Below are 11750 nucleotides of genomic sequence, written 5' to 3' on the forward strand. Positions count from 1 at the left end.
TTCACGTGCACGGCCTTGTCCGCACCCATCGACAGCGCCTTGCGCAGCGCGTCCTTCGCATCGTCCGGCCCGACCGTCAGCACCGTCACCTCGGCACCCTCGTTCGCCGCCGCGATCCGCAGCGCCTGCTCCACGCCGTACTCGTCGAGCTCCGACAGAAGGCCGTCCACACCCTCCCGGTCGGTGGTGTGGTCGTCCGCGAACCGACGGTCACCCGTCGCGTCCGGCACGTACTTCACACAGACGACGATCCTCAAGCTCATGAGTGGTTCTCCTGTCACGGTCGCACTGGTCGATGGCCTCACGTCATGCCGAGGGTACTGAGTGCCAATCCCGGCCCGGCCGCGCCCTGCGCGCCCTGAGCGCCACCTGGACCGGCATACCGTGTCGGCGCTCTTCGACTGGTGTCGGAGGCTCCACGAAGAGGATACGGCACTCAGTACCCCTGGTAAAGGAACTCAGTACCCTTCCCGGTGTGCGCTGGGCCTCAGGGCGCCCTCAGCGCCCTCATGCGGCCAGCACCACGGCGGCCTCCCCCGTGTAGACGCGGAAGGTGAGGGACTCCTGGAGGTAGAGCCGCACGGTGTCGGCGTCGTGGGAGAGGTAGCCGACGGAGACGTCCTGGCCGAGGAAGAGTTCGAAGTCGCCGCCCCGGGTGGAGAGGAGGAGGGCGCCCTCGATGGCGGGGGCCCAGATGATGTCCCCGTCGAGGAGGCGGGCGAGGTGGTTGTGGACGGGGTAGCCGTGGTCGCTGGTCTCGTTGACGGCGGTGAAGGTGTCCGCGCCGAGCAGGAGCGAGTAGGGGCCGCCGACGCCGGCCAGGCGCAGCGCGGTGAGGGCGCGGCTGACGGCCTCGGGGTACTCGCGGACGTCCTCGGGGAGCCGGACCGGCGGGTTGGTGGAGCCGGCCCGGATGCCCTCGATGGCGGCGGCGCGGTAGCCCTCGAAGACGGCGCGGTCCTCGGCGAGGGCGATGGTGCGGGCGGCGTCCTTCACCGGCTGCCAGTCGGAGTCGCGGGAGCCGCGCTCGACGTCGTCGACGGCCTCGCGGCGGACGGTGAAGGGGACGCGCAGCTCGACCACCGGCTGGGCGGCGCGGGCGTGGGCCTGGACGCCGTCGGCGGGCGGTTCGATGCCGGTCAGGTGGCCGGTGCCGACGGCGGCGAGGGTGGAGCCGTCGGGGCCGTTCAGGTCGACCACGCGGCGGCCGGCGATGTGGAGCTTGAAGGTCTGGCGGGCCTCCTCCTCGATCTCCGCCCAGGCTGCGGCGGAGACGGGGGCGAGGTCGCGGTGCAGGTTGTTCATGGTGCGGGTCCTTGTCGGGAGGTCCGGTTCAGGGCGTGCCGCGCAGGCTGCCGATGCCGAGCGAGCCGGTCGCGGGGGGAGCACTCGGCGCGGGCGGAGCGGGCGGCGCCGACCGCACCGGGGGCGCCGACGGCGCGGGCGGCGGGGCGCCGAGGAAGTCGGCGGTCGGGACGAAGAACAGCGAGCCGGTGACGGCGGTGGAGAAGTCGAGCAGCCGGTCGGTGGTGCCGGGCGGGCGGCCCACGAACATGTTGCGCAGCATCTCCTCGGTCACCTCCGGATCGCGTGCGTAGCCGATGAAGTAGGTGCCGAACTCGCCGCCGCGGTCGAACGAGCCGAAGGCCATGTTGTAGCGGACGATCTGCCGCTGCTCGCCGCCAGGCCCGGTCACGGTGCTGAGCGCGACGTGCGAGTCGGCCGGTTTGGCGTCGTCGTCGAACTCGATGTCGGTGAGCTTGGTGCGGCCGACCGCCCGTTCCTGGTCCTCGACGCTCAGCGCGTTCCACGCGTCCAGGTCGTGCAGGTACTTCTGGACGATGACGTAGCTGCCGCCGGTGAAGGCCTGGTCCTCGGCGCCGACCACGGCGGCGGTCTCGGCGGCCCGGCCCTCGGGGTTCTCGGTGCCGTCGACGAAGCCGAGCAGGTCCCGGTCGTCGAAGTACTTGAAGCCCTGGACGGAGTCCACCACGGTGGCCGCCCCGGCCAGCCGGCCGGTGAGCCGGCCGGCCAGCTCGAAGCAGAGGTCCATCCGGGCGGCCCGCAGGTGCAGCAGCAGGTCGCCGGGAGTGGCCGGGGCCCGGTGGCGGGTGCCGGCCACCTCCCGGAAGGGGTGCAGGTCGGCCGGCCTGGGGCCGTCGAAGAGGCGGTCCCAGGCGTCCGAGCCGATGCCGGTGACGCAGGTGAGGCCGCCCTCGGGGGCCCGGAAGCCGACCGCGCGGCGCAGCCCGGCGAGGTCGGGCAGCAGGTCGCGGACGGCGTCCTCGCCGCCGGGCTCGACGGTGAGGACCAGGAAGACCGCCGCGCTGGTCAGCGGGGAGAGCACGGCTTGCGGTTCGGCCTGCATGGCGAGGGTTCCTCCACGGTGGCGCGGGAGGCCGGGCGGCGTCCCGCTCATGGCCGGTGGTCAGCGTGCCGCGGCTGCCGCCGGCCGGGCGGGCCGACGGCGTGACGGACCAGCGGCGTGACGGACCAGCGGACATCTGATCATGCGTACGATTACACCCCATAGCGGACCATTCGGCGCGGGCGGCACTCCCCCGAACGGCCCTCCCGGACGCGCCGTCCGCCGAGGCCGTTCGGGGGCGCCCGCGGCCGGTGGGCACGCGGAAGGGGCGGACGCGCCGTCACGCGCCCGCCCCTTCCACCCCGGCTGTCAGCCGCGCAGGGCCGCCAGTTGCTCGGCGAACGGCACCACCTGTTCGGGCAGCGCCGGCGCCGCCGGGCCGCGGCCGGCCAGCAGGGCCGCCAGTTCGCCCGCCGCGCGGTCGATCCGGCCCGGGAGGCCGTCGGTGAGCCCGTCCCCCGCCGCGCCCCAGTCGTCGGTGGCCGCGTAGACGGCGGTCGGCACCACCACCGCGCGCAGGTAGCTGAACAGTGGCCGGACGGCGTGCTCCAGGGCGAGCGAGTGCCGGGGCGTGCCGCCGGTGGCGGCGATCAGCACCGGCTTGCCGGTGAGCGCGTCGTGGTCGACCAGGTCGAAGAACGACTTGAACAGGCCGCTGTAGGAGGCGGTGAAGATCGGCGTCACCGCGATCACCGCGTCCGCCCCGGTCACCGCGTCGATCGCCCCGCGCAGCGCCGCGCCGGGGAAGCCGGTGACGAAGTGGTGGGCGATCTCCGTGGCCAGGTCGCGCAGTTCGACCACCGTAACGTCCACCTGTCGCCCACCACCGGACAGTTGACGGACCGTCGAATCGTAGAGGCGATCGGCCAGCAGCCGGGTCGAGGACGGCTTGCTCAGCCCGGCGCTCACCACCACCAGCCGGTACGCGGTCACTTGGCCACCTCCATGGTCTCCCCGCCGACGGACTTCCCACCGAGGGACTCCCCGTCGACGGACTCCTCGTTGCGGGCCGCGACCCGCGCGGCGTGCGTCGGCCCGTCCGGCACCGCGGCCGGGCGGTTCCTGGCGAACTCCTCGCGCAGCACCGGCACGACCTCCTCGCCGAGCAGGTCCAGCTGCTCCAGCACAGTCTTCAGCGGCAGGCCGGCGTGGTCCATCAGGAACAGCTGGCGCTGGTAGTCGCCGAAGGACTCGCGGAAGGCCAGCGTCTTCTCGATGACCTCCTGCGGGCTGCCCACGGTCAGCGGGGTCTGCTCGGTGAACTCCTCCAGCGAGGGCCCGTGCCCGTACACCGGCGCGTTGTCGAAGTACGGGCGGAACTCCCGCACCGCGTCCTGCGAGTTGCGCCGCATGAACACCTGCCCGCCGAGGCCGACGTACGCCTGCTCGGGCGTGCCGTGGCCGTAGTGGGCGTAGCGCTCGCGGTAGAGCTCGATCAGCTTCTGGAAGTGCTCCTTGGGCCAGAAGATGTTGTTCGCGAAGAAGCCGTCCCCGTAGTAGGCGGCCTGCTCGGCGATCTCCGGGCTGCGGATCGAGCCGTGCCAGACGAACGGCGCGACGCCGTCCAGCGGGCGCGGGGTGGAGGTGAAGGACTGCAGCGGGGTGCGGAAGCGGCCCTGCCAGTCCACCACCTCCTCGCGCCAGAGCTGGTGCAGCAGCGCGTAGTTCTCGATCGCGAGCGGGATGCCCTGGCGGATGTCCTTGCCGAACCACGGGTAGACCGGGCCGGTGTTGCCGCGGCCCATCATGAGGTCCACCCGGCCGTCGGCGAGGTGCTGGAGCATCGCGAAGTCCTCGGCGATCTTCACCGGGTCGTTGGTGGTGATCAGCGTGGTCGAGGTGGAGAGGATGATGCGGTCGGTCTGCGCGGCGATGTAGCCGAGCATGGTCGTCGGCGAGGACGGGACGAACGGCGGGTTGTGGTGCTCGCCGGTCGCGAAGACGTCGAGGCCGACCTCCTCGGCCTTGCGCGCGATGGCCACCATGGCCTTGATCCGCTCGTGCTCGCTCGGGGTGCGGCCGGTGGTCGGGTCGGGGGTGACGTCGCCGACGGTGAAGATTCCGAACTGCATGCTGCTCACCACACTCCAGGTCGGCCCCTCGCCCGGGCGCTCGGGGCGCACGGGGTTCTCGGGGCAGATCGTTAAACTTTCAACCACCTTAGCACCCGGGTGCGGATCGTTATTCCCGCCCACACTTGAGGGAGGAGCTCCGGAAGGGCGGCGAACCGATGGCGACGTACATCGCGGTGAGCGCGCTGAGCCACGAGGGCCTGGTGCGGCAGCACAACGAGGACAGCCTCACGGTCGGGCCGTGGACACTCTGCGCCACCGTGACCGGCAACCCGCAGACCCTGCTGTTCCCGCTCGGCCCGCCCTGCGTGGTCGCCGTGGCGGACGGCCTGGGCGGCCACCCCGGCGGCGAGGTCGCCAGCGCCCTGGTGGCCCGCCGACTGGCCGCCGACGGCGCCGGACTGGACAGCGAGGAGGCCGTCCGGGAGGAACTCCAGGACTGCAACCGGGCGGTGTACGCGGCCGCCGCCGGCGAACCCGAGCTCGCCGCGATGGGCACCACGGTGGCCGGCCTGGTGCTGCTGCCCGGCCGGGCGGTGGCCTTCAACGTGGGCGACAGCCGGGTCTACCAGGTCACCCCGGACGGGCTGCACCGGGTGAGCGTGGACGACAGCCCGCCACTGCCGCCCGGCCGGCGCACCACCTCGGTGGTCACCCAGACCCTGGGCGGCTCGCTCGGACTGACCTTCGTCGAGCCGCACGTGCGCGCCGCACCGCTGGCCGCCGGCGACCGCTACCTGGTGTGCAGCGACGGCCTGACCGACCCGGTGCCGGAGGAGGAGCTGGCCGCGCTGCTCGCCCGGCCGCACGACGGCTCCGACCGCGCCGACGGGAGGGCCGCGTTCGAGCTCTGGAAGGCGGCGATCGCGGCCGGCGGGCCGGACAACATCACCCTGGCGCTGGTCCGGATCGGCGAGTAGCCGCCAGCGGGCACGGACCCGGGGGAGGGGGGGGGGGGGGAGAGGTGTGGGGGGGGGGGGGGGTGGGGGTAGGAGGGGAGGGGGGGGAAAGACGCGGGCTGGATTGGCAGAGGTCCGTGAGGGTGGGGGCGCGTGGCATGGTCCGCGCGCCCCGCTGTCCGATTTCACACTGTTCGCAATGATCCGTCACTTTGTGTCGTGTGTGCAGCTCAGGGGGTGTGCGTGGGCCCCTTCGCCGACGTGGGACGATGGTCCGCATGCCAGCGACGCCGACGCCGAGTGCCCCGAACGGACGGTACAACCGTCCGGACGCCTCGATGTCCCTGCTGACCAACGTCATGGACCACAGCCTCGACGAGGGCTACGCCGAGGCGGCCGCGGCGCGGGGCGGAGACCACGACAGCCGGATACCCAGGACGGTCCGAGGCCTGCTCACGCTGGGCGCCGGGCTGGCGTTGGCCGGGGTCGTGGTGACGGTCGGCGCGGTGAACGCGCACAAGGCGGAGCCGACGCTGGCCAAGGAGCGGGACGCGCTGATCCACCGGATCAACGACACCAACGGCTCGGCCGACCACCTCCAGCAGCAGGTGCAGGACCTGCGGCGCAAGGTCGAGAGCACGCAGCAGCAGGCGCTCGCCACGGGCGACGGCGACGAGGGCGGTCTGACCGGCGCGGTGGGCCTCGGCGAGGTCGCGGGGCCGGGCGTCAAGCTGGTCCTGGAGGACGCGGCGGGGACCGGTGGCGGGGGGAACGTCGACCCGCGGGCCGGGCAGGGCTTCTCCAACAGCGGCCGGCTGCGGGACCGCGACCTCCAGCTGGTGGTGAACGGCCTGTGGGGATCCGGCGCGGAAGCCGTGGCGATCAACGGCCAGCGGCTCACCGCGCTCTCGGCGATCCGGGCCGCGGGCGAGGCGGTGCTGGTGGACAACCGGCCGCTCGTCCCGCCGTACAACATCCAGGCGATCGGCGACGGGCCGAAGCTGCTCACCGCCTTCGAGAACGACATGGCCGGGCAGTACCTGCGGCTGCTCCAGGAGAAGTACGGCATCAAGTCGACCATGTCCGCGCAGAAGAGCCTGACGCTGCCGGCCGCGGTGGGTGTGACGCTGCGGACCGCCCAGCCGGTCACGTCCGAGCCCTCGCCCCCGGCGTCCTCGTCGGCGGCTTCGGTCACCCCGACGCCGTCACCCACCGCCGGAACCTCCGGGAGTCCGAGCGCGTCCGTTTCACCGTCTGCGGGCACCGGGCGGCGTACGCCGAGCGGGTCCGCGAAGACCACGACAGCCCACTCGTCCACGACGGCCCCGACCGGGTCGTCGTCCGCAGGGACAGGAGCAGCTAGACCGTGATTGCCGTACTGGGTCTCGTGATCGGGGTGGTCGTCGGACTCTTCGTCCAGCCCGAGGTGCCGGACGCCGTCGTGCCGTACCTGCCGATCGCGGTGGTGGCGGCGCTGGACGCCGTGTTCGGCGGCGTCCGGGCGATGCTGGACGGGATCTTCAACGACAAGGTGTTCATCGTCTCGTTCCTGTCGAACGTGGTGGTCGCGGCACTGATCGTCTTCCTCGGTGACCAGCTGGGCGTCGGCTCGCAGCTGTCCACGGGTGTGGTCGTCGTCCTCGGCATCCGCATCTTCTCCAACGCGGCCGCGATTCGGCGCCATGTCTTCCGCGCCTGAGCCGGGCCGCGGGGCGGCGGAGGAGCACGCGGACGGCGGCGGGAAGGCGTTGGAGCGGGCCGCCGAGTCGCCGGGGCCGGAGTCGGCGGCCGAGGCGGGCCCGGCTGAGCCGGTGGACGGGGCCGGGGAGGTCCGGCACGCCGACCAGACCGAGGAACCCGAGAAGCCGGAGAGGGCCGAGGGGCCCGTAGCGGCGGTGGAGGAGCCCGAGGAGCGGGCTGCGGCGAACTCTGACGCTAAGCCTGAGCTTGATGCGGAGGCGGCGCCCGCGCCCGTGGTGCGGCTCGCGAAGGCCGCGGCGCCTGAGCCCGGGCCTGTGTCTGAACTCGGGCCTGCGTCTGAGTCCGAGCCTGCGTCCGAGCCCGTGGCGGAGCCGGCAGCGGTGGACCGCAGTGCGGGGCGGCGGCGCCTCAAGGCGGCCCTGTGGCCGCCGCGGATGTCGCGCGGGCAGCTGGTGGTGGCGCTGCTGCTGTTCTCGCTCGGCCTGGGGCTGGCGATCCAGGTGCGGTCGACCAACGACCACCACAGCCAGCTCCGCGGGGCCCGCCAGGAGGACCTGGTGCGCATCCTCGACGAACTGGACAGCCGCCAGCAGCGTCTTCAGCAGGAGAAGGCGGAGTTGGAGCAGTCCCTGGCCAAGTTGGAGAACAGTTCCAACCAGGCCAAGGAGGCCCAGGAACAAACCAGGAAGAAGGCGACGGAGCTCGGCGTGCTCGCCGGTACCGTCAAAGCCACTGGTCCGGGCATCGTACTCACGGTCGATGATCCCCAAGGGCAGGTGAAGGCAGATATGCTGCTGGACACCCTGCAAGAACTTCGAGCGGCGGGGGCGGAGGCGATTCAGATCAACGATGTGCGCGTGGTGGTCAACACCTACTTCACCGACGTGTCGGGCGGCGGGGTGCAGATCGACGGGAAGAAGGTCTCGCAGCCCTATCGGTTCACCGTCGTGGGGAACCCGCAGGATCTGACACCCGCGCTGAACATCCCGGGGGGTGTCGTCCGTACTCTGGAGAGTCACCAGGCTCGGGCGACGATCACCCAGCAGCAGAAGGTGGTCGTCGACGCCCTCGTGGATCTGAAGACGCCGCAGTACGCCAAGCCGGCTTCGAAGTGACGGGGCGCCCGACGAACAGCCCGTCACCCGCGGGCGGCACCCGGTGCGGGGCGCCGCCGTCGCGTGGGCGAGACTGGGTCGTACCAGCACGCACCGGAGCACCAATCGCAGTACCGACCGTCGGAGTACCACTCCAGCAGGCCCGGTCCGCAACCGGGCCCGCAGCCTGTCCGAGGTTCTCACCCTGCCCCGCGGGCGGGTCTGTCACACGCAAGGGGATTCGCCCGTGAGTTTCTTCTCGAAGTTGTTCGGTCGTAACAAGGGCCGTGGCGCGGCCTCCGTCGAGGCGCCCACCGCGCGGCACCGCCGGCCCGAGGACGAGGCCGCCGTGCCGGGCATGCGCCCCGCCCCCGAGGGGGCGGCGTACGCCGAGCAGCAGCTGTTCCGGGACGGCGCGGCCGCCCAGTACGCCGGGAATCCGGTGGGCTACGGCGCGTCGGTTGACCCTTCCGGCGACCCGCGCATAGGTTTCCAGTCAGGACCCTCAAGCTCTGGTGGAGGGTTTGCCCCGGACCCGTACGCCGGGCACAACCCGTCGGGTGTGCCGCGCCAGGAGGCTGTGAACATGGCTGGCCCCACTCCGTGCCCCAGGTGCGGCAACCAGAACCCGGCCGCGGCCCGGTTCTGCTCCAACTGCGGTACGGCCCTGCGCGGTGGCCTGCTTCCGGAGGGGGCGGCGGAGACCACGTCGACCATCTCCATCTCCGGCCTGGAGTCGTACGACCCCAACACCACGACCGGCACCGGCGCCACGCCGGCCCTGTCGGCCGAGGTGCTGTCGGCGATCGACGCGCTGCCGCCGGGCTCGGCCCTGCTGATCGTCCAGCGCGGTCCGAACTCGGGCAGCCGCTTCCTGCTGGACTCGGACGTCACCACGGCCGGCCGTCACCCGCAGGGCGACATCTTCCTGGACGACGTCACGGTCTCGCGGCGCCACGTGGAGTTCCGCCGGACGCGGGCCGGGTTCAGCGTCGCGGACGTCGGCAGCCTCAACGGCACCTACGTCAACCGGGAGCGGATCGACGAGGTGTCGCTGAACAACGGTGACGAGGTGCAGATCGGGAAGTACCGGCTGGTGTTCTTCGCCGGCCACAACCGGGGGTACTGAACCCAACGTCGGTAGGAGCCCGAGTGAGTACGAATACCCCTTCATCTTCTCTCGGGGCGGCCACCCCCGCATCGTCCGGTCCGCAGGCGGACCGCGGCGGGCGCGGGGTGGTCGCGGGCCCCAGGCAGCCGATCCGCCCGGACCGGCCGGGTGGGCGGCGGCGCGGCGGTGACGAGCTGCTGAGCATCGGCGCGGTGTTGACCTTCCTGCGCGACGACTTCCCCGAGGTCACCATCTCCAAGATCAGGTTCCTGGAGGCGGAGGGCCTGGTCGAGCCGCAGCGCACGCCCTCGGGGTACCGCAAGTTCAGTCCGGCCGACGTCGAGCGGCTGGCCTACGTCCTGCGGATGCAGCGCGACCACTACCTGCCGCTGCGGGTGATCCGCGAGCACCTGGACGCCATCGAGCGCGGTGAGGCACCGCCCGCGCTGCCGTCCGCCGACACCCGGCCCGGACCCGTGGAGGAGGCGGACCGGGAGCTGGGGGCTTCGGCCGACGTCCCGTCCGGAGTCCGGCTGGGGCGTGCCGAACTGCTGGCGGCCGCCGAGTCCGGGGAGCGCGAGCTCTCCGAGTGGGAGTCCTACGGTCTGGTCGCGCCGGGCCCGGACGGCGGGTACGACGGCGAGGCGCTGCAGGTGGCCCGGCTGGTCGCGGAACTCGGCCGGTACGGGCTGGAACCGCGGCACCTGCGGGCCATGAAGGCCGCGGCGGACCGGGAGATCGCGCTGGTGGAACAGGTGGTGGCGCCGCTGCGCCGGCACCGGAACCCGCAGACCAGGGCCCATGCCGAGGCCACTGCGCGGGAGCTGGCGACACTGTCCGTGCGGCTGCACGCGGCGATGGTCCAGGCCGGTCTGCGCGGCCGCGGATAGCGTCCCCGCGGGGTTCCTGCGGCTGTCCGCCCAGGGCCCCGGCTGACCGCGGTGCACCGCGCTGACCAGGGGCGTCGGCCCTGCGCTTTCATATCCGGGGCCTGAGCCATAGGGTTGCCTGTGTGAATGAGCTCGACGTCGTGGGTGTCCGAGTGGAGATGCCTTCCAACCAGCCGATCGTGCTGCTGCGGGAGGTCGGGGGCGATCGGTACCTGCCGATCTGGATCGGTCCCGGCGAGGCGACCGCGATCGCCTTCGCCCAGCAGGGCATGACGCCGGTCCGCCCGCTGACGCACGACCTGTTCAAGGACGTCCTGGAGGCGCTCGGGCAGCAGCTCACCGAGGTCCGGATCACCGACCTGCGGGAGGGCGTCTTCTACGCCGAGCTGGTCTTCACCGGCGGGGTCGAGGTGAGCGCCCGGCCGTCCGACGCGATAGCGCTGGCCCTGCGCACCGGCACTCCGATCTACGGGAGCGAGGAGGTGCTCGCCGAGGCGGGCATCGCGATCCCGGACGAGCAGGAGGACGAGGTCGAGAAGTTCCGCGAGTTCCTCGACCAGGTGTCGCCCGAGGACTTCGGGGGCAGCGGTCCGCAGTAGCGCGGACCGGATTTCTCTACAGGTCAGGCCGTTGTTTGGCTTGCCGTTTTGCCAAAAACCGTCGACCTACCCACACTAGGGGCACGAAAAACCACTCTCCTGAGTGATGTGGTTTGGCTGGCCCGGCGTGGCGATCGTTGACGGGTCATAGGGGACTGCCTACCGTCAGGAGTGGCTGTCCGGGTGACCGATGCCCGCAGTTCGGGTTGCCCGCAGCACCAGTGGACGGAGGCAGGCATGAGCAGCACCGGCGATGGCACGGCCGTGGGAGGCCTGTGTGCCGTGCACCTGCCGCGCACCGCTCGCACCGTGACGGACCTGCCCCGGGTGGGCAGGTTCCCGGCCGTGCAGCCGGGCCAGCCCGCCATCGAGCGGCTGGCCCCGACGTCCGAACTGATCGGCTACCGCGGTCCGACGGCCTGCGCGGCGGCCGGCATCACATACCGCCAGCTGGACTACTGGGCCCGGACCGGACTGCTGGAGCCCAGCGTCCGTTCGGCGTACCCGGCCACCAGCCAGCGGCTCTACAGCTTCCGCGACATCCTGCTGCTGAAGATCGTGAAGCGGCTGCTCGACGCGGGCGTCTCGCTGCAGAACATCCGGGTGGCGGTCGCCCATCTGCAGGCGGCCGAGCAGGGCGACCTGGCCGGGATGACGCTGATGTGCGACGGCGCCACGGTGTACGAGTGCACCACGCCGCAGCAGGTGGTGGACCTGCTGAAGGGCGGTCAGGGGGTGTTCGGCATCGCGGTGGGAGTGGTCTGGCGGGAGCTGGAGCTCACGCTCGGGCGGCTGCACGCGGAGCGCACCGACACCGGCGAGACGCTGGTCGGCCACGACCCGTCGGACGAGCTGGCCCAGCGGCGCAACCGGGCGGTCTGACCGCAGAACTGACGAGGCCGGGGGGGCCGGGGGGGGGACGGCCCAGGCCCCGGGCCCCTCCTTTTTTTTTGTTGGGGGGGCGGAGGGGGGGGGGGGGGGGTTTGGCACGGGGAAAGAGGGTTTTTTGCGCTTCC

General features: G+C 72.2%; 13 protein-coding genes. 8 read left to right on the top strand and 5 right to left on the bottom strand.

The annotated features are described in order from the left end of the window. From ACFVX9_RS12380 to ACFVX9_RS12400, 5 genes are all read right to left on the bottom strand, one after another. Positions 1-263 (bottom strand): electron transfer flavoprotein subunit beta/FixA family protein (locus ACFVX9_RS12380; RefSeq protein WP_387981511.1); only part of this gene is annotated, 263 nt, incomplete at its 3' end. A 244-nt stretch (positions 264-507) separates the two neighbouring features. Next, the gene (locus ACFVX9_RS12385) at positions 508-1305 is read right to left on the bottom strand and encodes a family 1 encapsulin nanocompartment shell protein (protein ID WP_363371484.1); all 798 of its coding nucleotides are present in this window, start codon (positions 1303-1305) and stop codon (positions 508-510) included. Positions 1306-1333: 28 nt separating this feature from the next. Then, on the bottom strand, positions 1334-2368 hold the full coding sequence (locus tag ACFVX9_RS12390) for a Dyp-type peroxidase (RefSeq protein ID WP_380380739.1): 1035 nt from the start codon (positions 2366-2368) through the stop codon (positions 1334-1336). 309 nt (positions 2369-2677) lie between these two features. After that, positions 2678-3301, bottom strand: a complete 624-nt coding sequence (locus tag ACFVX9_RS12395; RefSeq protein WP_387981513.1) for an FMN reductase — start codon at positions 3299-3301, stop codon at positions 2678-2680. Then, positions 3298-4440: an LLM class flavin-dependent oxidoreductase gene (locus ACFVX9_RS12400; protein WP_380563322.1), complete on the bottom strand. Its 1143-nt coding sequence runs from the start codon at positions 4438-4440 to the stop codon at positions 3298-3300. Before ACFVX9_RS12400 ends, ACFVX9_RS12395 begins: the two co-directional genes overlap by 4 nt. A 158-nt stretch (positions 4441-4598) precedes the next feature. On the opposite strand from ACFVX9_RS12400, the gene ACFVX9_RS12405 reads away from it, so the two are divergent. The 8 genes from ACFVX9_RS12405 (at position 4599) to ACFVX9_RS12440 (ending at position 11616) form a co-directional block, all read left to right on the top strand. Beyond that, the gene (locus ACFVX9_RS12405) at positions 4599-5360 is read left to right on the top strand and encodes a PP2C family protein-serine/threonine phosphatase (RefSeq protein ID WP_380380745.1); all 762 of its coding nucleotides are present in this window, start codon (positions 4599-4601) and stop codon (positions 5358-5360) included. A 257-nt stretch (positions 5361-5617) separates the two neighbouring features. After that, the gene (locus ACFVX9_RS12410; RefSeq protein WP_387981516.1) at positions 5618-6709 is read left to right on the top strand and encodes a DUF881 domain-containing protein; all 1092 of its coding nucleotides are present in this window, start codon (positions 5618-5620) and stop codon (positions 6707-6709) included. Continuing rightward, complete coding sequence (locus ACFVX9_RS12415) at positions 6706-7038, top strand: small basic family protein (protein ID WP_030062488.1); 333 nt, start codon at positions 6706-6708, stop codon at positions 7036-7038. Before ACFVX9_RS12410 ends, ACFVX9_RS12415 begins: the two co-directional genes overlap by 4 nt. Continuing rightward, on the top strand, positions 7022-8155 hold the full coding sequence (locus ACFVX9_RS12420; protein ID WP_387981517.1) for a DUF881 domain-containing protein: 1134 nt from the start codon (positions 7022-7024) through the stop codon (positions 8153-8155). Before ACFVX9_RS12415 ends, ACFVX9_RS12420 begins: the two co-directional genes overlap by 17 nt. A 226-nt stretch (positions 8156-8381) precedes the next feature. Beyond that, on the top strand, positions 8382-9263 hold the full coding sequence (locus ACFVX9_RS12425) for an FHA domain-containing protein (protein WP_079136055.1): 882 nt from the start codon (positions 8382-8384) through the stop codon (positions 9261-9263). A 179-nt stretch (positions 9264-9442) separates the two neighbouring features. Further along, the gene (locus ACFVX9_RS12430; protein WP_208869207.1) at positions 9443-10135 is read left to right on the top strand and encodes a MerR family transcriptional regulator; all 693 of its coding nucleotides are present in this window, start codon (positions 9443-9445) and stop codon (positions 10133-10135) included. A gap of 122 nt (positions 10136-10257) precedes the next feature. After that, on the top strand, positions 10258-10734 hold the full coding sequence (locus ACFVX9_RS12435) for a bifunctional nuclease family protein (RefSeq protein WP_063350203.1): 477 nt from the start codon (positions 10258-10260) through the stop codon (positions 10732-10734). Positions 10735-10971: 237 nt separating this feature from the next. After that, positions 10972-11616, top strand: a complete 645-nt coding sequence (locus ACFVX9_RS12440) for a MerR family transcriptional regulator (protein WP_063350204.1) — start codon at positions 10972-10974, stop codon at positions 11614-11616. The last annotated feature ends 134 nt before the right edge of the window (positions 11617-11750 follow it).

Origin of the sequence: Kitasatospora sp. NPDC058243 (genome assembly GCF_042882025.1) — a bacterium.
Lineage (GTDB): Bacteria > Actinomycetota > Actinomycetes > Streptomycetales > Streptomycetaceae > Kitasatospora.